Here is an 18,752-nt window from a genome sequence, read left to right as displayed (position 1 = left end):
AAATCAGTCAAGATTGAATCAATGAACGCTGAACGAATGGTTTCCGTGGAGGTGCGCGCCGCTCGGCACGCGGCTCTCAGTGATCCATCGCGCCTGCGGATTGTCGACCTTCTTACGCTGGGCGACCTGTCGCCGTCGGAGATTCGCATGGCTTTGGGTATGCCGGGAAACCTCATCGCTCATCACCTCAACGTGCTGGAAGGCGCGGGCATGGTGACCCGGTCAAGGTCGGAAGCGGACAAGCGACGCAGCTATGTCCGTCTGACAGATACCGCGCTGCAGAACCTGATTCCCGGACGAGTGGAGCGGGCAAGTCGGGTGGTGTTTGTATGCACGGCGAACTCGGCCAGATCTCAGTTGGCAGCGGCACTGTGGTCGACCCGCAGCAGCATCCCCGCCGCGTCCGGCGGCACACACCCCGCAAACCGGATCGATCCCGGCGCGATCGCCACGGCAGACCGTCACGCCCTCGACCTTCCCGACGAAGCGCCGCGGGCGTTAGAGATGGTGCTGACCGGTTCGGATCTTGTGGTCACCGTGTGCGACAACGCGCACGAAGAACTCGGTGTGACCGGGCATCTGCACTGGTCGATCCCGGACCCGGTGCGAATCGGCACCGACGACGCCTTCGACACCGCCTATAACGAGCTGGAACGCCGCATCACGGAACTCGCCCCCCGGCTCGCCGCCTGCTGACCCTCGCAGAAAGAAAACCCGTGACTGACACCACCCCCACCGTCCTGTTCATCTGCCAGCACAACGCCGGCCGCTCCCAGCTGGGGGCTGCGCTCTTGGAGCACCTGGCCGGTGACCGGTTCACCGCGACGTCGGCAGGGCTGTCGCCCGCAGACGAAGTGAACCCCGCCGTGGCCGCCACGGTCGCTGAGTTGGGCGTGGACATCACCGACCGGGTGCCTCGTGCCGTCACCACGGAGGACCTCGAGCACGCGGAGGTCGTGGTGCTGATGAAGCCCGGCCTCGAACTGCCGTCCACGCCCCGCGGCGAGGTCTTGGAATGGTCGTTCCCCAACCCGGAGGCCTGGGATGCTGAGGCCGTGCGGCCGCTGCGCGAAGCCGTCTCCGACAAGATTCGGACAACGCTTCTCGCTCGCTGAGCAACGAGAAGGGGGCGGGATCGCTGATGCGATCCCGCCCCCTTTCCCGCGTCCAGTTAGACGATGGCCGGAGCGCGGCCGATCTGGAGCACCTGAGCCGGCGGGGCGCAACAGGCGCCGCCCAGGGATGCCCCGGAAGCGTCGAACAGGCCGGCGCCGCCGCACACGCCCGTGTCAGGGAGCACCAGCTCTACTCGTCGGGCAGCCTCGTGGTCGCCCGCGATCTCCGCGGCGACGCTGCGCACCTGCTCGTACCCGGTGAGCGCGAGGAAGGTCGGCGCCCGCCCGTAAGACTTCGCTCCCGCGAGGTAGAAGTCAGGCTCCGGCTGGGCGAGGTCGGCCGCGCCGGTCGCGGCGACCGTACCGCAGGAATGCACGTTCGGATCGACCCCCGCAGCAATACGCACGGGCGCCTGCAACGTGGGGTCCAGCTCCAACCGCAACTCCGACAGGAACGACAGGTCGGGACGGAACCCAGTGAGCACCACGACGCGATCAGCGCTGAGCGTGCGGCCATCCTCTGCGACGAGGACCGGCCGACCCTCGTCTGTCGTCACGCGCTCGACGCGGAACCCGGTCACAAGCGACACCAGCCCGGCGTCGACGAACTCCTTCGCCTTGATCCCCAGCGCCCCGCGTGCCGGCAGCTCGTCGGCCACACCACCCCCGAAGGCGTTCCCGGCAGTGGCGCGGCGCAGCGCCCATGTCACCGTCGTGTTCGGGTCGCGGCGCGCCATGCGGGCCAGCGCGAGGACCGCCGTCACCGCCGAGTGCCCGGACCCGATGACGACCGTGTGCTTCCCCTCGAACCCCTCACGGTCCCGGAAGTCGGGGATGCGATACGACAGCAACCCGGCCGCCGCCCGTTCTCCCAGCGCGGGCAGACCGTCCGCGCCCGCAGGGTTGGGCGCGGACCACGTGCCCGAGGCGTCGATCACCGCGCGCGCCTGCAACCGGTACTCCTCCCCCTCGCTCGGCTGCACGTGCACGGTGAACGGCTGGTCACCGCGGCCCGCGTCAACGAGACGATCACGGCCGAGACGGGACACTCCGACGACCCGAGCGCCGTACCGAACGCGATCGCCCAGCTCGGCAGCAAGCGGCGCGAGATAGCCGCTGATCCACTGCGCACCGGTCGGATACCCCGTCGTAGGCGCTGCCCATCCGGTGGGCTCGAGAATCCGCGCCCCGGCGGCGTCGATCAACTCCGGCCACTCCGAGAACAGGCGCACATGCCCCCATTCGGCAACCGCCGATGCCGGTCCAGTTCCGGCCTCCAGGACAACGACCGGCAGGTCTCGCTCGACCAGGTGGGCGGCAGCCGCGAGTCCCTGCGGGCCGGCGCCGATCACCACGACAGGCAACGCGCTCTCCATCACACTCACTCCTCAACACATCGACAGAACTCGATGGATCGAGAATCCTCGATGTATCGACGAATGTCAATGTCACGTGCCAGAATCGTTGCATGCCCCCGACGCTCCCCCTTCTCGCAGCCGACACGGCGGTGTGCTGCTCACCGGTCACCGGCGGGGTGCTGTCCCCCGACGATGCCGAGCGGATCGCCCGCACGTTCAAGGCTCTGGGCGACCCCACCCGCGTGAGACTTCTCTCCCTAATCGCCGCATCCGCTGACGGCGAGGCATGCATCTGCGACCTCACCGAGCCCGTCGGGCTCTCCCAGCCGACCGTCTCCCATCACATGAAACTGCTCGTCGACGCGGGCCTAGCCACGCGCGAACAGCGCGGCCGCTGGGCCTACTACCGCGTCGTCACCGACGCCCTCGAACAGGCCTCCCGCGCGTTGCGCCCATGAGCAGCGTCCTCATCCGGTCGATGACGGCTGCCGACTGGGCAGCCGTGGAGTCCATCTACCGAGAAGGGATCGCGACGGGCAACGCAACGTTCGAGACGGACCCGCCAACGTGGCCGGCCTTCGACTCGGGGAAACTCACCCTGGGGCGGCTCGTTGCCGAGGACACCGCCGGTTCGGTTCTCGGATGGGTCGCCGCCTCGCCCGTGTCATCTCGTGAGGTGTACCGGGGCGTGGTCGAGCACTCGGTCTATGTCGCGAACAGGGCTCGCGGCCACCGCATCGGCTCCGGTCTTCTCGCTGCTTTCCTGAACGCGGCTGACGCGGCTGGCATCTGGACCATTCAGTCCAGCATCTTCCCCGAAAACACCGCCAGCCTCGCTCTCCACGACAGGGCGGGCTTCCGTCGAGTTGGTCACCGCGAGCGCATCGCTCACATGACGTACGGTCCGTGGTCCGGACAGTGGCGGGACACAGTTATCGTCGAACGCCGACGACGCGACGTGAAAAACTCGTGACAACTAGCCCGCCATGCGTCGCCGCTGACGCTTCGACGCAGCAACGGCCGGCGCACCTTGCGGTCCCGCTCAGCAGATTGATCGAAGCCGCAGGGGCGGGACGCCGTGTTCTAGAAGGTCGGCAAGTTCACAAGGTTGTTCGTCCACACGCCGTCGGCGTAGGTCTTTAGGTAGGGCTTGCCGCTGGCGGGGTGAACAGTCCCGACGGACACGCGCTGGGAGCCGCTTCCCACGTACGCTTTACCGTTCTTGTTGTCGATCCAGTCGACAAGCGTCGGCTTGTTACTCTCGTTGACTTCACCGTCCTCCAGGCTTCGCCACTTATAACGAACGATCTCATCCTCGGTCTTCTTGGTGCCGCCGAACCGGACGTGCGTGATCTCGATGGCCATGGTGTTCCCCAATCCGGCGCATCCTCTCAATGCGCTCGGCAGAACTCTTCCACGGACCTCCGACATTGCGCGGGGTCCGACGTTCTCCGGACGACCGTCTTTCGAGAGCGGCTTTATCGAGGGTGAGGTTTCCAGCTCCTCCACCCCTTCGCGACGGAGGGGGTGGGATCTGCGCTGCGTCTCGATGTTGCAGTGCCCCTGAGGGCTCGTACACTCCAGGTGTGCAGCAGCTGTTCAACCTAGCCTTCGCGCGTCTCGACCGCGCGAAGGAAAGGCACCAGGAGTTCGGCCGCGAATGGGGCTCCTATATCGCCGAACACCCGTGGGACATCGACCTAGCGGTGTTGAGTGACACGCAGTTTGAGTTTTTCGCCGTTCAGCAGGAGCCCGCGCCCGCTGTGCTCTCGCTTGTCTTCAGTGAGTGGCTCGCGTCGATTCGCGCAGCGCTGGACAACGGCTTCTACGCCTGGGTCACGTCTTCGACGGGACAAAACCCGCCGCCGCAGGCTGAGCGTCTCCAGTACCCGATCTGCACGACGCCAGCCGATTTCAAGCGGCAGCGGAGTCGGCTAGCTTCAGTCCCTCAGGAGATCGTGGACATGGTCGAGAAAGCGCAACCATACCAAGCGCCCCTTGGCCCGGAAAGCAACCTCTTCTACTGGATACATGAACTTGCGCGCACCGACAGACACCGAACCCCGCACATCGGAATCGGGCGAATCGAAACGCACAAGGTCCGCATCAGAGTTCCCACAGGTGTAACCGCGAAGTTCGATACGTCGATCCACCCGTTTCAGGCCATGGGTCTGCTGCACGGATAGGTGACAGGGGTTAGTCAGGCCGCGCGGGCCAGGGTGTTGGTCATCATGGTCTCGAACTCGACGGGCGTCAAACGGCCGAGGCGGTCTTGCCTGCGGCGTCGGTGGTAGGTCCGCTCAATCCAGGTGATGATCCCGATGCTCAGTTCCTCGTGGGTGGCCCGGGAGCGTCGGTTGAGGACGTTCTTTTGCAACAGGCTGAAGATCGATTCGATAGCGGCGTTGTCGCCCGCGGCACCGACTCTGCCCATCGAGCAGACCTTTATCTCAAGGTCATTTGTTCGAGTAACGCTAGTTTGGTAGAGCCGGTACACCGCTACTCGGATAAATCGGCGCTCCTGCCGCCACCCCTGCTGGAACTGCAGAAACTGGCTGGTCTCGCGCCCGATCCGCCCCTCTCAACTGGCCCTCCAGAACAGGTGAGTCGGTCGCTTCGCCGACGTCTCGAACCTGCGCTGATCAAGCGAATCGTCGCTGAGTACGAGTCCGGCGCGACGACACCGAGTCTTTGTGCGACCTACGGTCTGTCGAAGACCGGCATTCTTCGCTTGCTTCGAGACGATGGGGTAGCGCTACGGCGTAGACCGCTCACCGACGATCAGGTCCAGGTCGCACGAGCGATGTACGAGCGTGGCCATCCAATCGCCACCATCGCGTCTCGTCTCGACACCAGCTACAACAATGTGCGGCAGCGCCTCGTCAAAGAGGGAGTTCAGTTGCGCCCGCGCGGCGGTAGCTACAAGTGAAACGCCCCGGCATTGAGAGCATCGGCTCCTGGCCACAAAAATGCCCACACACTTTTCGGCCCGTTTCCCGTTTCGACACGGGGTTTCGAGTCCACTCCGTAGGCGCGTTCAGGGAGCTTTTCGCGGCGCCGGTGCCCGACTCAAAGCCGATCGGCTTCGCACCACATCGTTCGTTGCACTCCCACCCCGCGGTCGGACTGGCGCTAGCCCTGTCTCGATTGATGTGGCGTTGGTGCCGTCGCACCTAGCAGACTCGTCACATGACCAGGACTCACACAGTTGACGGAATCGAAGGCATGCCCGTTTTCCTCGTCGCTGGGGATTACCCACGGTCGATCAGTGAACACGATTTCCTGTCAGGTATCCCGCTAATCGATCTCATCGACCGGCTTGGGCCGGGACAACATGTGTACTTGGTCGACTACGCCAGCGTCTCTGGGCGCACGCGGCTAACCCGACTCGCATCGGGCCCGGGCGAGGGCTGACTCGGGAGTCAGCGGATCGAGGCGTCTTCTGCAAGGGCGGTGATAGGTGCATCGTCACTCACTCCACCTCGACGGGTTGCTGGTGCGAAACCGATGGGTTTGCAACACAGGTTGGTGTTGCGGGGCCGGTCAGTGGCCATTTTCAGGCGTCCGGTGGAAGTGGTTGGTTGCTCCGTTTGCGCCATCGGGGGCGACACCTTTTCCGTGGTGTTCCGCCTCAGACTTCAGTAACAGGATCGAACGGGATTGGCTGAAGAGATGATGAAGCCCGCAGGGAAGCGCTTCGCGATCGACGCGCTCACCGCACTCCGAATCAGTCGCGACGATCCCGGAATCGGGTCTCGGCATCGCCTCGTGGGTCCCGCTGTGCTGCGCAGCCACGTGCTGTCCCTGCTCTACCGCGAGATGCGCGAAGGTGCGATTAGGGAGAAGGTGGCGCGCGTCCAACTCGACGGGCTCGCCACCTTGCAGATCCGTCTGCTAAGCGACCGTGTCTCCCGAGCCACCGCGTGGAAGATCGCACGACAACTCGATTGGGAGGACACCACGCTGGCGGAGTACCTCGCCGTCGCGACCTTGCAGGCCGACGCCTTCATCGCCGCGGACCCCACACTTCAAGCGGCCGCGGCAGATTTCACGTCCGTAGCTGACTACGCGACCCTGCGAAGCTGAAGTGAGCGAGGAGAAAAATCCGGCTGCGCTGGTCGAGCATCAAGCCGAGTGGCCTCAGCGCGCATCGCGTTTACTGTCTGACGTGGGCGACGCGTTGAAAGGGATGGATGGCAGCGAGTCCGCGAGACTCGATCACATCGGCTCCACCTCCGTGCCGGGCCTTGCCGCGAAGCCTCTTATCGATCTGCAGCTACGCATATCTCCCCTGCCCGCCGAGGGGGACCTCGGCGCGAGGTTGCACCCGTTGGGCTATATGAGGGCTCGTGGATCCCGACCAAATTCCGCGGGCGTCGACCGCGACCTTCCACGGGGCTCGGTGGAGGTCGATCCCCGCGTCTGGGAGAAGCACCTTCTTTGGAACGAGGACGCCCAAGCGATCCTGCATGTCCGACGAGCAGACTCCCCCTGGGGCCTTTACACGGTCTGGTTCCGCGACTGGCTACGAGCTAACCCCGACGCTCGCAGCCACTACGAGGCAGTGAAACGAAATCTCAGTGCGCAGCAGATCGGCAAAGCCGACTACGACGACTACACGCGGGCGAAGACGGCTTTCTTCGACGAGGTGCAGGGTGAGTTTGAGGCATGGGCAGCCATTAACCGATAGCAGCAAAGTCGATCGGTGATGCATCGAAACGCGAGTGCCTACCGGACGGATCTCTCCCAGTAGTTGAGGACGATGTCATGCTCGGGCAGGGCGCGCTGTACGCAACGGTGCAGCCGTTCGCCCTCGACTCTGTGAGCAGCGGCGGTCTCTTCGTCCGGCCATCCATACTCCCAACTGAACTGGTCATTGAAGCATGCAGCCCATGCCCGAATGTCGGCTTCCAGATCAGGGGGAAGAGCGGGATTACCTGCGGTACACAGCCCGGCATCCTCCCCGTCCCCCCAGAACGGCCAGTCCGCTGAGTAATCGTTCATCAGCCGGTATCGCATGGCGCTCAATGGTAAGCGATAGCCATGGCATCCCACGCTCGCACCAGAGCATTCTGTTCAATATTTGAGGTAGCTCCGTTGGGTCAGTAGTGATCCGTGCCGAGGGGCAGGACCTCGGTGTGTTCGCCGTCGTCGTCGTACCAGACATACTCAGCGGAGGTGATCACTTCGGCCGGCACCGATGCAAGGTCGCGCCGACTCTGACCGTGGAGTGCCAGCCACGCGAATTCGGGCAGGGCACTGGCATAGAGAAGGGACAGGTGAAACACCCACTCGTCGAGCGGCAGTTCGCCGATGCGTCGAAAGTCGCTGGTGTCGAGCATCTCAGTGAGGGTCGTGTAGGCGCTCACGAGTGATGGTGAACGTTCGGCTCGCGCGATCACGATCTGAAACGGTGTCGGGAATCCGTCGACCGCAGCCACCCGGAGATCGATGGGAGCTTGGAGTTGCGCCCACCCCGCTAGAGCATCCCCGAGCGGCTGCACTCGTTCGGGCTCGAAGAAGCCGCGCAAGGTCACATGGCCGGTGTGGGGACAAGGGAGAGATGTCTGTAGTAGACCTCGAAGCGATCGCTGTTCGTCGTCGTAGAACTTCGCAACGTCCGCGACGGGGCGGAGCACCAGGTACTGCTGGCCCCGCAACGAGCGCAGCAGCTCGGGGTCGGTCATGAAGGGGCGTCGCATTCGATGGGCTCCTTTCGCTCGCTGAGTTGTTCGACCCTAGCCACCCACTAGGCAGGGTGCGCGTGGTGTTACACGAGTGGCACATCTTGGTGCGAAACCGATCGGTTTCGCACCAAAACGTCAGGAGCACGGCCTCGCTCTTTAGCCCACAGGAACGGCTCACTTCTCTTCGTCAGTTGACGAGAGAAGATCGTCAAAACGAACGGGAACATCGTGAGGTTCTGGCGGGGGGTCGATGTCGAAGCCGCGGCGGGCATCTCGCCGCGCGATCAACCAGCACCCGTCGACACGAACGTACTCATCGATGTAGGTGCCCCCGGAATGTAGCCACTGACCGTTGTGGAGCTGGACCGCCACGGCGACATCGCACTCGCCCCTTGCTCGATCCCCGTCGACTTCGACGACGTGATTTGTGGTCCAGTGAACGTAACCGGCGAAGGCTTCCCATTGGCGTCGAACGACGCTCGCGATGGCATCGTGACCTCTGAAGGTCACCTCGTCACTGAGCACCCAAGATGCGTTCGATGCCCACACGCTCATAAATCGATCAAGATCACGTTTATCAGCGCCATGACAGTACACGGCGACGAGCCGGCGTATGGCCAGCTCGGCTTCGAGGAGCTCGAGACGCTCCTCAACGTCGCTCAACATTTCCCCCTCGATGAGTTACGGACGCGGGCTGAGAGGCGCAGTGTGTGATGCACACTCACACGCTCCCACAAACAGTCGGCCTCACACCACGGCGTCATCTATTCGGCCCGTTTTGTGCCATCCAGGTACGGGAGTCGACCGACGGTGATGCATGCAAATGCGCAGAGCAGCGCTGCGCCGCTGATTGCCACCGACGTGTTGGCGAGAGAGGCGACGATGCCCCCTAGTGGGGCGGCGATGGGTGCGGTGCCCACACCGGCGACGGTGAACGCGCTCGTCACCCGCCCGAGAAGGTGGTTCGGTGTGAGCTCCTGTCGGACAGTGACCGCCAGGATGTTCCACAGCATGGTGGCGACGCCGAGGGCGAAGAGGGCGCCTCCTGCGAGAACAGCGCTGGGCGCCATTGCGAGGGCTGCGATCGAAACAGTCCCGAGGAGCGCAGAACAAAGCAGACACCGATTGGTTCCGAGTGCGTGTCGGAGTCGTGCGGTGAGGAGTGATCCCGCGAGGCTCCCGCCGGCGTACACGCTGATGAGTACGCCGTACCCGACGGGCGGCAGACGTAGGAACTCCAGCACATGAATGACGAGAACGGCGAGAAGCACGCCGGTTGAGGCGGCGAGCAGAATCGTGCCGACTGCAATGGAGCGCAGAACTCGGTGCGCAGCCAGCCACCGCACCCCGTCAGTCGCCTCAGCCCAGATCGAGCTGCGCCCTGTTCGCGATGCTGACGGCACGAGGGTCGCGGGGAGTCGCCACACGCACACTGTCGACACGACCAGGGCGAACGTCTGCGCGAGGAAGGGCACGGCCGCGGAGAGGGAGTACAGCACGCTTCCCGCGGCGGGGCCGAGGAAGCTGCCCGAAACGGTAGAACCCGCCTGCAGGCGGCCGTTCGCGTGCGCCAGTTTGTCACGCGCAACGAGCGTGGGGAGCAACGCGGGCGCCGCGCTCCGGATCAACGTCGACCCACACGCAAGAAGGAAAGCCGCGAGCAGAACGACGGCCACCGGCGCATGACCGAGCGCGACCAGCACCCCGAGCGAGAGGGCGATGCAAAGGCGTGCCAGGTCAGTGCGCCACATGACCGCTCGGCGGTCCCATCGATCGACCAGGGCCCCCGCCAAGAGACCGAACAGCAGCCAAGGTAGGCCTGTCGCGACCTGCAGAAGAGAGACGATGAACGGATCCCGCGTCTGACTGGCGACCAACAACGGGAAGGCCGTCATCGATAAACCGTCACCCAGCGCGGCCCCTACCGTGGCGCCCCACAGCCACCCGAAGCTACGACCGTCCTCCGCCCGATAGGCCACGTACCTCACCTCGCATCATTTTGTACAAATTGTACATAATGTAGCATGGTGTCATGACGGACGAAGTTCCAGTTTCCGAGGCCCGCGGTCAGCTCTCGGAACTCGTCAACCGCGTCCGATTCGGGGGCGAGTCCATCGTCCTGACCCGGCACGGCAAGGGCGTAGCTGCTCTCGTCCCGATCGAGCACCTATCTCCCGAGCTGCCCCAGGCAACGGACGGCGAACTCCAGAACACGGTGATCGATCTGAGCAACCACTCCGTGCCGGTCAGGCAGATCGCTGCTCAGTCGGACCCGGACTACCGGTGACCGCGACTCTCTGCTGCTTGGACTCAACGAAAAGCAGGTCAGCATGGTCTCGCGACCCGCGATAGGGCAAGGAAGAGAACGCGTCTGAGCCATCGCCGCGGAGGTTCCGCGCCTTGGCCTTCGCCAATTGTTCGAGTAAGACTCGAGTCCTATCCCTGAAGTAGAGCCAGTACACCGCAACTCGAATAAATCGGCACTCCCGCCGCCACCCCTGGTGGAACTACAGAAACTGGCTGATCTGACGCCGAATCTTGCCGCCTCCGCTACGCAAGTCGAGCAGGTGAGTCGATCGCTTCGACGCCGCCTCGAACCGGCGCTGGTCAAGCAGATTGCCGCTGAGTACGAATCGGGCGCGACGACGCCGAGTCTCTGTGAGACCTACGGCCTCTCGAAGACCGGCATCCTGCGACTGCTCCGAGAGGAAGCGGTAGCACTGCGACGGCGGCCGCTCGCGAGGGACCAGGTCGAGGTCGCACGAAAGCTGTACGAGCACGGCCATCCGATCGCTGCCATCGCAGCCCGCCTCGACACCAGCTACAACAACGTCCGGCAGCGACTCATCAAGGAGGGAGTCCAGTTGCGCCCGCGCGGCGGTAGCTACCGGTGACCCGGATCGTCCCTCGCCGCCCCCATCTCGTCTTCGTTCCGAGCATGCTCGAGCAATGTTCGCTGCAGCTCCTGATAGGAGCACGACAGCAGCTATGCCAGGCAGCCGATCGTCAAGGCCCTAAGCCACACGGCGACGCCTCTCACGTGCTACCCGAACCCGGGCGCCGGTGGCATTCAGCCTGAAGTTGATCATCGGAGCGCTGACGTCGAATCGCCTGGCCGCCGTCTCGACCGTCCATCGTCCTCGCGCAATCGCCATCGCGGCCTCCTCGGGAACGAGGAGGCAACCGCTCAGCCAGGAAGCCTCGTCTTCGATGTCCTGGTTCCAGACCCGGCAGCCGCTGTCGTCCAGGGCCGGGGTAGGCGGGTGACCGAGAAGGCCGTGGCTGATCTCGTGGCAGATGTCGCTATTTATCCGGACACGCGCGTGGCCATCATTGTGAACGATTACTCGCTTCCGCCCCTCGAACACGGTGACGGCCGAGAAGGCTTCTGGTTCCTCGGTGATGAGGTGAGCAACCTCGGGCGCGTCGTCCACAAGGTCGGACAGCCTGATGACCGGGATCGCAAGTGACTCCGCCAGACGATAGGGGTCGAGGCGGTCGAACAGCGACAGGCCGAGTTCACCCCGGGTATCGGCAGCGATCTGCTTCGCCCACGTCTTGAACCCGCGCTGGAACGCCATGTCGCCTACTTGTCGTTTCGAAGTCTCTCGTATGTGGCCCTGATCATGCCATCAAGGGCCGACGCTGCTTCCGGGGATAGGTTCCTGTCGGATCGGAGATAGGTCGCGATCTTCGCCAGTGCCTCTGGCTCTGGCCGCTCATCCTCGGTGCGGACGAAGTCGTCAACGGTCAGCCCGGACCAGGCGGCTAGAGCTGCGAGACCATCGACGTCTGGCCGCTTCCCTTGCGCCATTCGCGTCAGCGTCGATGCGCTGACCCCGGACGCAGCCGCAACCTGCTTCCAGTTCAAGCGACGCCCCTGCCTCTCGGCGTCCAGCGATTCATAGAAGCCTTCGGCGTCGAACGAGCCCTTCTTCTCCATGCGCATCCTCCATGATTGCACTTTCGCAATCGAGCGTCTACAGTAGGTTTTACATTCGCAATCAGACGTCGACACTCTAACGGAAGGAAGACCGATGTCAGCAGAAGCAAGCAAGAAGCCGGACAACCCGAGCACCTACGAGATCGTCGTGAACGGGCAGCTGAAAGAGGTCCCCGCCGCCACAGTGACCTACGCCTCGGTCGGCGCGATCGCATTCCCGGAGCATGCCGGTAATGGCGACATCACCTTCGTGATCACGTACCGCAAGGCACATGAGCCGAAGGAAGGCAGCCTGACCGAGGGCGGCACCGTGGAGGTCAAGCACCGTGGAACGGTCTTCAATGTCACGTTCACTCGTCGCTCGTAGCGCAGATCTCGCACGTCTCCGTTCGGAGGGTTACGAGATCGAGGTACAGGACAACCACCTGCTGATGCACCACGTGCCGTACGTCACCCCTAGCCGGGAGGTGGCGTACGGCACGCTGATCACGACGCTTCACCTGAACGACGATGCGACCATCCGGCCGGACACACACGTCGTCTGGTTCATCGGCGAGCAACCCTCGCGGGTAGATGGCACGGAAGTGCCGCGGCTCATCCACCAGCGCGGTCCGCTCCCGATGACCACAAGCATCACGGCAAACTTCTCGTTCTCAAACAAGCCCGACGCCGGCTTCGCCGACTACTTCGAGAAGATGACCTCGTACGCCAACATCCTGCTCGGCTACGCGCAACAGCTCGATCCGCACGCGACCGCCAAGACGTTCGTCGTCCACGAAGACGATGATGCCGATTCGGTGTTCCTCTACGCAGACTCAGCATCCACCCGGGCAGGGATCAGTGTGATCAACGACAAGCTCAAGCTGGCCAAGGTCGCAATCGTCGGAGTCGGCGGGACTGGTTCGTACATCCTGGACCTTGTCGCGAAGTCTCCTGTGCGCGAGATCCACCTCTTCGATGGTGACCGGTTCCTGCAGCACAACGCCTTCCGAGCGCCCGGCGCGGCAAGGCTAGAGGACTTCGCAGCCATGCCGTTCAAGGTCGACTACTTCGCCGCACGCTACTCCGCCATGCGCCGTGGGATTCAGACCCATTCGTACGACATCGACGAGACCACCTGTGTCGAACTCGAGGGTATGGACTTCGTGTTCCTCGCCGCGGAGGGCGGGCCCACCAAGCAACTCGTCGTTGAGCGCCTCCGGGCAGCTGGCGTCCCCTTCATCGACGTCGGCATGGGCGTACGTCCGAACGATGGCAAGCTTCACGGCGTGCTCGCCGTCACCACGGGAAGCTCCGAGAAACACGACCATGTCAACCGCCGTATCGACTTCACGGAAACCGACGATGGCGACGACTACGACCTCAACATTCAGATCGCCGACCTGAATGCCCTGAACGCCAGCCTCGCCGTCATCAAGTGGAAGAAGCTTTTTGGCTTCTACGCGGACCTCGAGCACGAGCACTACTCGGCATACACCACCGACGGGAACCACCTTCTAAACGAGGACCTGGCCGAATGAGCCGCCAACACACCGTCGACTTCGAGTTCGTCGATTACATCCCCGAACTATTGGAGGAAGGCATCGTCTACATTGCGCCTCAGTTCAGTGCGGTCATGCACCTTTGCTGCGACGGTTGCGGTGCCCGCGTCTCGACGCCGCTCCATCCTGGCCAGTGGACGCTAACTTTCGACGGCGAAACCATCTCACTCAGCCCGTCAGTCGGAAACTGGGAGCTCCCGTGCAAGTCGCACTACATCATTCGCCGTAACCGCGTTGAATGGGCCGGAGAGTGGTCGAGTGAACGCATCACGCGGGGAGCGATGGATGATCGTCTGGCCGTGAGCTCGGGAACTGAGGCCTTGGAGCACTCCCGCGTGAGCTGGTGGTCCCGATTCCGTGACTGGCTTCGTCGCCTGATTGCCTGATGGGAGGCGCATCACGTGCAGTGAACGCGCTAATGAATCCGGCAGGGCAGAAGCGACAGCCGACGTCGTCCCATCACCGCTGAGCCTCACAGTTCCGGGGTCGACGGGCGCAGCTCCGACATGGGCCACCGTTCCGCCACCGCTCCCGCGAATAGACGCCCCGCGACACTCCGCGTCAACAACGCGACCCGAAGTTTTGATCGCCAGCTACGTGACACGGGATTATTCGAGTAAGACAGCTAACCTGTCCCCGAAGTAGCGGGAGCGGGGCTTGAACCCGCGACCTCACGATTATGAGTCGTGCGCTCTCACCAACTGAGCTACCCCGCCGCACGGCATCCGATGTTCGAAAGTGATGCCTTGAGCCCCGAGTCAGGATTGAACTGACGACCCCTTCCTTACCATGGAAGTGCTCTGCCACTGAGCTATCGGGGCGTACCCGGATCGCTCCGGGCAACTAGAAGAGGATATCAGAGCCGAGGCCCGATCCCCCAATCGGTCAGCCTCCGGCGTGCTGCCGCAGCCACGGGATCGGGTCGATCGGCGTGGTGCCGTTCTGCAGGATCTCGACGTGCGTGTGCGCGCCGAACGAGCGGCCGGTGTTACCGGTGCGTCCGAGGAACTGGCCGACGTGCACGTGCTCGCCCTGGGTCACCTGGAGCGACCCGTATTCCATGTGTCCGTAGCGGCTCGAGACGAGCTCTCCGTCGATCTGGTGGTCGATCAGCACGGTGACGCCGAACGCCCCGCCCTGCTCGGTCGCGATGCGGACGGTGCCGTCGGCGATCGCCTGGACGGGCGCGCCCTCGCCGGGAACGAAGTCGGCACCCTCGTGGAAGCCGCCGTCGCGCATGCCGAAGCCGTACGAGATCGACACGCCGACCGCGAAGGGCCACTGGATGGGCGAGTTCGGGTTGTTGACGTAGAAGTTCGAGGGGTACTTGATGCCCGAGTCGATGGCCATCTGGGTGTAGGTCGACGCCGCGTAGCCGTCTGCGCGGTCGACGACCGCCGCCTGCGACTGCGCCGGGGCCACGTAGGCCTGGATGCCCTGCGAGCTGTCGACGTCTCCCGCCGAGGGGGCACCCGCGGCGAGAGAGACGGTCGCGGGCTGGGTGTCGGCCACGGCGGTCACGCTCGAGGTTCCGCTGGCCGAGGCGAGCGCGCTCACCGGCATCGTCATGCCGACCGTCATCAAGCCGACCAGGCCCATGACGCCGACGGAGAACGACGCGGCCGCGATGCGGCGACTGTTGCGACGCGTCCGCGGAGCGGCCACCACTGGAAGGCCCTGCGTGACGGGTGCGGCGGGCGTCGCGACCTTCGGCGCCTGAACGGGCGTCTCACCGGTGAAGGCGAAGAGGCGCGCAGCGGCTTCGAACTCGTCGGGCTCGGCGTTCGCGTCGGCGGCGGGACCGAAGGAGGAACCGGCGGAAGCGGTGCGGGCGGGTTCGGGCTTCGGGGCGGCGGCGGGCTTCGAAGTGGTCTCGGACGCGGCGGGGCTCGCCGCGGCGTCGAGGGCGACAGCCTCGTCGGCTGCCGAGGCGGCCTCGGGCCGACGGCGGGTGCGGCGCGTCGGGGGAAGCGTGATGGGCGACGTCGGCAGCGCGACGGGCGTGGTCGCGGTCGACGGCTCAGCGCTCTGCAGGATGACGGCGACGTCGCCCTCTTCCGACGTGCGCTCATCGACGATCGTCACCGAGAGGGCATCGGCATCCGTCTCGCTGGACGGGGAATCGGATGCAAGGACCTCGACACCGGCATCGGCCGGACGCTGCTCGACCGCGGGAGTCGGCTCGGACGTGCGGGAGGCACGGCGACGGGGAGGGAGCGTCGGCTCGATCGTCGCGGCGATGACCGTCTCGACGACGGCTGCGGTGACCTGTTCGACGATGGCGGACTGGGCGGCCACCTCGGCATCGACCGGGGCCGGCTCGGTGGAGGCGACGGCATCCGGAGTCGACTCGTCCGGGACGGTCGGGGTGGTGCGGCGGCGCATCTCGGCCCGCGTGAGCTGCGGGGTGGAGGCGGGCACGGCGGTGGGTCGACTGGATCGCCGGGTGCGGGCGGGCTCAGTCTCTGGGGCTTCTGACGGCAACGCGCGATGGCTCTCGTGTCGTGTCGCAAGCGCGACGGCTTCGGGCTTTCAGGGCTTTTGCCATTTCCGCAGGTTCGGGTCGCGAAAATAACGATCGGGTAACCACGCTAACCCATCGGACTGGGAATGTCATGAGCGCGGTCCACTGCTCACCGGTCGTAGTCGAGCAGCTCCTCCAGGCGCGGGAAGAATTCGGGGCCTGCCGCGATGACCATTCCCTTGCCCGGGCGCCCACCCGGGGCGCCACCGAGCACACCGCCCGCCTCCGCCACGAGCAGCACACCCGCCGCGTGATCCCAGGGGTTGGTGCCCTTCTCGTAGTAGGCATCCATGCGTCCGGCGGCGACCGAGGCGAGATCGAGCGCCGCGGAACCGATACGCCGCACATCGCGGGCGACGGGCATGACCCGGGTGAGCTGCGCCAGAGTCGGCGCGTGCGTGGCGGGGTCATAGCCGAAGCCGGTCGCGACGAGCCCTCCCGCCTCGCCCACGTCGTTGGTCACGGCGAGACGCTGGTCGCCCAGCCATGCTCCCCCGCCGCGCGAGGCGCGGAACAGCTCATCGGTGACCGGGTTGTAGACGACCCCGGCGAGCGCGACCCACTCCGCGGGGTCGGCCGGCCCCTCGACGGCGGCGATACTGACGGCCCACGCCGGGATCCCGTACGCGTAGTTGACGGTGCCGTCGATCGGGTCGACGACCCAGGTGATGCCGGTGGAGCTCTCGGTCGCGGCCGACTCCTCCCCGAAGAACCCGTCACCGGGACGCAGGCGCTCCAGCTCGGCGCGCACGAACGCCTCGACCTCGCGATCGGCGGCGGTGACGATGTCCGCGGCGACCGATTTGGTGGCCGCGACCGTCACTCCTTCTCGGCGGCGGCGCAGCGCGAGACCGCCGGCCTCTCGGGCGATGCGGGTGGCGATGTCGAGCAGTTCCGCGGCGAGGGTCATGGCATCCACGCTACTGCGCCACCCCCTCGGCCGAATCCACCGCCGTCGTTAGCGTGGGGTCATGACCGCTTCGGAAACTCGCCGGTACGACGTCGTCATCGTGGGAGGAGGGCACAACGCCCTCGTCGCCGCGGCCTATCTCGCCCGCGCGGGGCGATCGGTGGTGATCCTGGAACGATCGGATGCCGTCGGCGGCGCCGCCGTGTCGGAGAGACCGTGGGCGGGGGTCGACGCCCGCATGTCCCGGTATTCCTACCTCGTGAGCCTGCTGCCTCAGAAGATCATCGACGATCTGGACCTCGGGATCGAGCTGCGTCGACGGCGGTACGCCTCCTACACACCCGATCCGTCGGACCCCTCGCGCGGCATCCTGATCGACACTCAGGATGCCGAAGCGACCGCCGACTCGTTCACCCGGACGCTCGGCGACGCTGACGAAGCCGCGCGGTACGCGGCGTTCGGTGAGCGGCTGGCGCCCCTCGGTCGCGCCGTGTTCCCCACCATGACCGAACCGCTGCCGACGGAGGACGAGATCCGTGAGCGCCTGGGGGACGACGCGCTGTGGTCGGCCTTGACGTCGCGTCCGATCGGCGAGCTGCTGCGATCCTCGTTCGAGAGCGATCTCGTCCGCGGCATCACCCTGACCGACGGACTCATCGGCACGTTCGCCTCGTCGGACGATCCCTCTCTCGCGCAGAACCGATGTTTCCTCTACCACGTGATCGGGGGCGAGACCGGACAGTGGGACGTCCCCGTGGGGGGAATGGGCGCCGTCACGGCCGAGCTCGAACGAGCCGCCCGCGAGGCCGGGGCCGAGATCGTGACAGATGTCGACGTCATCTCCATCTCCCCCGAGGGCGAGGTTCACGGCGTGACCGATCGACCAGAGGTGTTCTACGGCTCTCTCGTGCTCAGCGGCGTGGGCCGAGCGGTCCTGGGGCGGCTCCTCACGGCGGGCGGGGCGTCCACCGCCGTCGACGACCCGGAGGGAGCGCAGGTCAAGATCAACATGCTGCTGTCGCGGCTTCCACGGCTTCGCGATCGTTCCGTCGCGCCCGAGGCGGCGTTCGCCGGGACGTTCCACGTCAACGAGACCATGACACAGCTCGACTCCGCCTTCGTCGCGGCGACGGGCGGCATGCTGCCCGACCCGCTGCCCCTGGAGATCTACTGCCACTCGCTGACCGATCCCTCGATCCTCGGCGAGGAGTTGCGGGCCGGCGGAGCGCAGACGTTGACGCTCTTCGGGCTGCACGTGCCGCATCGCCTCCTCGACGACACCGACCCCGTCGCAGCCGGTGCGCGCCTGTTGGCCGCTGCGCAGCGCTCGCTCGACGCGGTGCTCGATGAGCCGCTACGCGATTGCATCCTGCGGGCACCGGACGGGCGCCTGTGCATCGAGGCACGCACGACCGCAGACCTCGAGGAGTCACTGAACATGATCGGCGGGGACATCTTCCACGGCGGGTTGTCCTGGCCGTGGGTGTCCACTCCCGCCGCCGACCCGGCCGCACGATGGGGCGTCGCGACGGAGCACGCGCGGGTGCTGGTCTGCGGGTCGAGCGCGCAGCGCGGAGGAGCGGTGAGCGGGATCGGCGGGCAGAACGCCGCGATGGCGGCGTTGGAGATCCTGGCGGGGTGAGGGCGCCGCCGGTACCGGCCCCGGGACGGAGG

The 18,752-nt window shown here is 65.3% G+C and carries 23 protein-coding genes, 2 tRNA genes and 1 pseudogene; 14 read left to right on the top strand and 12 right to left on the bottom strand.

The annotated features are described in order from the left end of the window. The first annotated feature begins 21 nt into the window (after positions 1 to 21). Together NS220_RS04605 and NS220_RS04600 are read left to right on the top strand one after the other, a co-directional pair. Entirely contained in the window at positions 22 to 696 is a 675-nt protein-coding gene (locus NS220_RS04605) for an arsenate reductase/protein-tyrosine-phosphatase family protein (protein WP_058622912.1), read from the top strand. 20 nt (positions 697 to 716) lie between these two features. After that, a complete protein-coding gene (locus NS220_RS04600; protein ID WP_058622911.1) occupies positions 717 to 1,115 on the top strand; it encodes an arsenate-mycothiol transferase ArsC in 399 nt (132 codons plus the stop codon). Positions 1,116 to 1,171: 56 nt separating this feature from the next. On the opposite strand, the gene NS220_RS04595 is transcribed toward NS220_RS04600, so the two are convergent. Next, a complete protein-coding gene (locus NS220_RS04595; RefSeq protein WP_058622910.1) occupies positions 1,172 to 2,491 on the bottom strand; it encodes an NAD(P)-binding domain-containing protein in 1,320 nt (439 codons plus the stop codon). Between the two features lie 92 nt (positions 2,492 to 2,583). On the opposite strand from NS220_RS04595, the gene NS220_RS04590 reads away from it, so the two are divergent. Both NS220_RS04590 and NS220_RS04585 read left to right on the top strand, forming a co-directional pair. Then, positions 2,584 to 2,931, top strand: a complete 348-nt coding sequence (locus tag NS220_RS04590; RefSeq protein WP_193755273.1) for an ArsR/SmtB family transcription factor — start codon at positions 2,584 to 2,586, stop codon at positions 2,929 to 2,931. Beyond that, positions 2,928 to 3,446 carry a GNAT family N-acetyltransferase gene (locus tag NS220_RS04585; RefSeq protein WP_058622909.1) on the top strand — a complete coding sequence of 173 codons (519 nt, stop codon included), beginning with the start codon at positions 2,928 to 2,930 and terminating at the stop codon, positions 3,444 to 3,446. Before NS220_RS04590 ends, NS220_RS04585 begins: the two co-directional genes overlap by 4 nt. Positions 3,447 to 3,556: 110 nt before the next feature. On the opposite strand, the gene NS220_RS04580 is transcribed toward NS220_RS04585, so the two are convergent. Then, positions 3,557 to 3,838 (bottom strand): DUF3892 domain-containing protein, encoded by a 282-nt coding sequence (locus tag NS220_RS04580; protein WP_058622908.1) that lies wholly within the window; start codon positions 3,836 to 3,838, stop codon positions 3,557 to 3,559. A 221-nt stretch (positions 3,839 to 4,059) separates the two neighbouring features. On the opposite strand from NS220_RS04580, the gene NS220_RS04575 reads away from it, so the two are divergent. Beyond that, on the top strand, positions 4,060 to 4,659 hold the full coding sequence (locus NS220_RS04575) for a hypothetical protein (RefSeq protein ID WP_058622907.1): 600 nt from the start codon (positions 4,060 to 4,062) through the stop codon (positions 4,657 to 4,659). Between the two features lie 14 nt (positions 4,660 to 4,673). On the opposite strand, the pseudogene NS220_RS04570 reads toward NS220_RS04575, so the two are convergent. Beyond that, positions 4,674 to 4,910: pseudogene (locus tag NS220_RS04570) on the bottom strand (integrase core domain-containing protein); the annotation flags it as partial. 42 nt (positions 4,911 to 4,952) lie between these two features. Here NS220_RS04570 and NS220_RS19605 point away from each other — a divergent pair. From NS220_RS19605 to NS220_RS04560, 3 genes are all read left to right on the top strand, one after another. Continuing rightward, positions 4,953 to 5,402, top strand: a complete 450-nt coding sequence (locus tag NS220_RS19605) for a helix-turn-helix domain-containing protein (RefSeq protein WP_153004150.1) — start codon at positions 4,953 to 4,955, stop codon at positions 5,400 to 5,402. Positions 5,403 to 6,145: 743 nt separating this feature from the next. Further along, positions 6,146 to 6,559 (top strand): hypothetical protein, encoded by a 414-nt coding sequence (locus NS220_RS04565; protein WP_242864532.1) that lies wholly within the window; start codon positions 6,146 to 6,148, stop codon positions 6,557 to 6,559. Between the two features lies 1 nt (position 6,560). Continuing rightward, positions 6,561 to 7,163 (top strand): GrpB family protein, encoded by a 603-nt coding sequence (locus tag NS220_RS04560; protein WP_081322984.1) that lies wholly within the window; start codon positions 6,561 to 6,563, stop codon positions 7,161 to 7,163. Positions 7,164 to 7,575: 412 nt separating this feature from the next. Here the strand turns inward: NS220_RS04560 and NS220_RS04555 are convergent, their stop codons facing one another. From NS220_RS04555 to NS220_RS04550, 3 genes are all read right to left on the bottom strand, one after another. Further along, positions 7,576 to 8,160 (bottom strand): 2'-5' RNA ligase family protein, encoded by a 585-nt coding sequence (locus NS220_RS04555; RefSeq protein ID WP_058622937.1) that lies wholly within the window; start codon positions 8,158 to 8,160, stop codon positions 7,576 to 7,578. A gap of 174 nt (positions 8,161 to 8,334) precedes the next feature. Next, on the bottom strand, positions 8,335 to 8,823 hold the full coding sequence (locus NS220_RS19150) for a nuclear transport factor 2 family protein (RefSeq protein WP_206542989.1): 489 nt from the start codon (positions 8,821 to 8,823) through the stop codon (positions 8,335 to 8,337). Between the two features lie 101 nt (positions 8,824 to 8,924). Next, positions 8,925 to 10,148 (bottom strand): MFS transporter, encoded by a 1,224-nt coding sequence (locus tag NS220_RS04550; RefSeq protein ID WP_058622905.1) that lies wholly within the window; start codon positions 10,146 to 10,148, stop codon positions 8,925 to 8,927. 44 nt (positions 10,149 to 10,192) lie between these two features. Here NS220_RS04550 and NS220_RS04545 point away from each other — a divergent pair, with 44 nt between their 5' ends. Together NS220_RS04545 and NS220_RS04540 are read left to right on the top strand one after the other, a co-directional pair. After that, positions 10,193 to 10,447 (top strand): type II toxin-antitoxin system Phd/YefM family antitoxin, encoded by a 255-nt coding sequence (locus tag NS220_RS04545; RefSeq protein WP_058622904.1) that lies wholly within the window; start codon positions 10,193 to 10,195, stop codon positions 10,445 to 10,447. A 214-nt stretch (positions 10,448 to 10,661) separates the two neighbouring features. Next, positions 10,662 to 11,054 carry a helix-turn-helix domain-containing protein gene (locus NS220_RS04540; protein ID WP_153004149.1) on the top strand — a complete coding sequence of 131 codons (393 nt, stop codon included), beginning with the start codon at positions 10,662 to 10,664 and terminating at the stop codon, positions 11,052 to 11,054. A 120-nt stretch (positions 11,055 to 11,174) separates the two neighbouring features. Here NS220_RS04540 and NS220_RS04535 read toward each other — a convergent pair whose 3' ends face one another. Beyond that, positions 11,175 to 11,741 (bottom strand): ImmA/IrrE family metallo-endopeptidase, encoded by a 567-nt coding sequence (locus tag NS220_RS04535; protein WP_058622903.1) that lies wholly within the window; start codon positions 11,739 to 11,741, stop codon positions 11,175 to 11,177. Between the two features lie 5 nt (positions 11,742 to 11,746). Beyond that, complete coding sequence (locus NS220_RS04530) at positions 11,747 to 12,103, bottom strand: helix-turn-helix domain-containing protein (protein ID WP_058622935.1); 357 nt, start codon at positions 12,101 to 12,103, stop codon at positions 11,747 to 11,749. 94 nt (positions 12,104 to 12,197) lie between these two features. Between NS220_RS04530 and NS220_RS04525 the strand changes: the two genes are divergently transcribed. The 3 genes from NS220_RS04525 to NS220_RS04515 are packed head-to-tail and all read left to right on the top strand — an operon-like array spanning position 12,198 to position 14,030. Then, positions 12,198 to 12,470: a multiubiquitin domain-containing protein gene (locus tag NS220_RS04525; protein WP_058622902.1), complete on the top strand. Its 273-nt coding sequence runs from the start codon at positions 12,198 to 12,200 to the stop codon at positions 12,468 to 12,470. Continuing rightward, the gene (locus NS220_RS04520; RefSeq protein ID WP_058622901.1) at positions 12,445 to 13,623 is read left to right on the top strand and encodes a ThiF family adenylyltransferase; all 1,179 of its coding nucleotides are present in this window, start codon (positions 12,445 to 12,447) and stop codon (positions 13,621 to 13,623) included. The genes NS220_RS04525 and NS220_RS04520 overlap by 26 nt, the downstream gene beginning before the upstream one ends. After that, positions 13,620 to 14,030, top strand: coding sequence for a DUF6527 family protein (locus tag NS220_RS04515; RefSeq protein ID WP_058622900.1), 411 nt, complete (start codon positions 13,620 to 13,622; stop codon positions 14,028 to 14,030). Before NS220_RS04520 ends, NS220_RS04515 begins: the two co-directional genes overlap by 4 nt. 256 nt (positions 14,031 to 14,286) lie before the next feature. Here the strand turns inward: NS220_RS04515 and NS220_RS04510 are convergent. The 4 genes from NS220_RS04510 to NS220_RS04495 form a co-directional block, all read right to left on the bottom strand. Continuing rightward, a tRNA-Met gene (locus NS220_RS04510) sits at positions 14,287 to 14,360 on the bottom strand. Between the two features lie 33 nt (positions 14,361 to 14,393). Beyond that, positions 14,394 to 14,465 (bottom strand) — tRNA-Thr (locus NS220_RS04505). 64 nt (positions 14,466 to 14,529) lie between these two features. After that, the gene (locus NS220_RS20705) at positions 14,530 to 16,065 is read right to left on the bottom strand and encodes a M23 family metallopeptidase (protein WP_058622899.1); all 1,536 of its coding nucleotides are present in this window, start codon (positions 16,063 to 16,065) and stop codon (positions 14,530 to 14,532) included. 212 nt (positions 16,066 to 16,277) lie between these two features. Then, positions 16,278 to 17,078, bottom strand: a complete 801-nt coding sequence (locus NS220_RS04495) for an inositol monophosphatase family protein (RefSeq protein ID WP_058622898.1) — start codon at positions 17,076 to 17,078, stop codon at positions 16,278 to 16,280. A 61-nt stretch (positions 17,079 to 17,139) separates the two neighbouring features. Between NS220_RS04495 and NS220_RS04490 the strand changes: the two genes are divergently transcribed. Next, positions 17,140 to 18,720, top strand: coding sequence for a phytoene desaturase family protein (locus tag NS220_RS04490; RefSeq protein WP_058622897.1), 1,581 nt, complete (start codon positions 17,140 to 17,142; stop codon positions 18,718 to 18,720). Positions 18,721 to 18,752 lie beyond the last annotated feature (32 nt).

Source organism: Microbacterium testaceum (assembly GCF_001476655.1).
Taxonomy (GTDB): domain Bacteria; phylum Actinomycetota; class Actinomycetes; order Actinomycetales; family Microbacteriaceae; genus Microbacterium; species Microbacterium testaceum_C.
The sequence above is the reverse complement of the archived record's forward strand: the minus strand, read 5'-3'. Positions and strand labels throughout refer to the sequence as shown.

Bases quoted from the DNA above. Each gene is read 5' to 3' on its own strand.
- NS220_RS04595 (WP_058622910.1), bottom strand. From the start codon at position 2,491: ATGGAGAGCGCGTTGCCTGTCGTGGTGATCGGCGCCGGCCCGCAGGGA.
- NS220_RS04495 (WP_058622898.1), bottom strand. From the start codon at position 17,078: ATGACCCTCGCCGCGGAACTGCTCGACATCGCCACCCGCATCGCCCGA.
- NS220_RS04490 (WP_058622897.1), top strand. From the start codon at position 17,140: ATGACCGCTTCGGAAACTCGCCGGTACGACGTCGTCATCGTGGGAGGA.
- NS220_RS04605 (WP_058622912.1), top strand. From the start codon at position 22: ATGAACGCTGAACGAATGGTTTCCGTGGAGGTGCGCGCCGCTCGGCAC.
- NS220_RS04580 (WP_058622908.1), bottom strand. From the start codon at position 3,838: ATGGCCATCGAGATCACGCACGTCCGGTTCGGCGGCACCAAGAAGACC.
- NS220_RS04515 (WP_058622900.1), top strand. From the start codon at position 13,620: ATGAGCCGCCAACACACCGTCGACTTCGAGTTCGTCGATTACATCCCC.
- NS220_RS04565 (WP_242864532.1), top strand. From the start codon at position 6,146: ATGATGAAGCCCGCAGGGAAGCGCTTCGCGATCGACGCGCTCACCGCA.
- NS220_RS04585 (WP_058622909.1), top strand. From the start codon at position 2,928: ATGAGCAGCGTCCTCATCCGGTCGATGACGGCTGCCGACTGGGCAGCC.
- NS220_RS04520 (WP_058622901.1), top strand. From the start codon at position 12,445: ATGTCACGTTCACTCGTCGCTCGTAGCGCAGATCTCGCACGTCTCCGT.
- NS220_RS04530 (WP_058622935.1), bottom strand. From the start codon at position 12,103: ATGGAGAAGAAGGGCTCGTTCGACGCCGAAGGCTTCTATGAATCGCTG.
- NS220_RS04545 (WP_058622904.1), top strand. From the start codon at position 10,193: ATGACGGACGAAGTTCCAGTTTCCGAGGCCCGCGGTCAGCTCTCGGAA.
- NS220_RS04590 (WP_193755273.1), top strand. From the start codon at position 2,584: ATGCCCCCGACGCTCCCCCTTCTCGCAGCCGACACGGCGGTGTGCTGC.
- NS220_RS04525 (WP_058622902.1), top strand. From the start codon at position 12,198: ATGTCAGCAGAAGCAAGCAAGAAGCCGGACAACCCGAGCACCTACGAG.
- NS220_RS04555 (WP_058622937.1), bottom strand. From the start codon at position 8,160: ATGACCGACCCCGAGCTGCTGCGCTCGTTGCGGGGCCAGCAGTACCTG.
- NS220_RS04535 (WP_058622903.1), bottom strand. From the start codon at position 11,741: ATGGCGTTCCAGCGCGGGTTCAAGACGTGGGCGAAGCAGATCGCTGCC.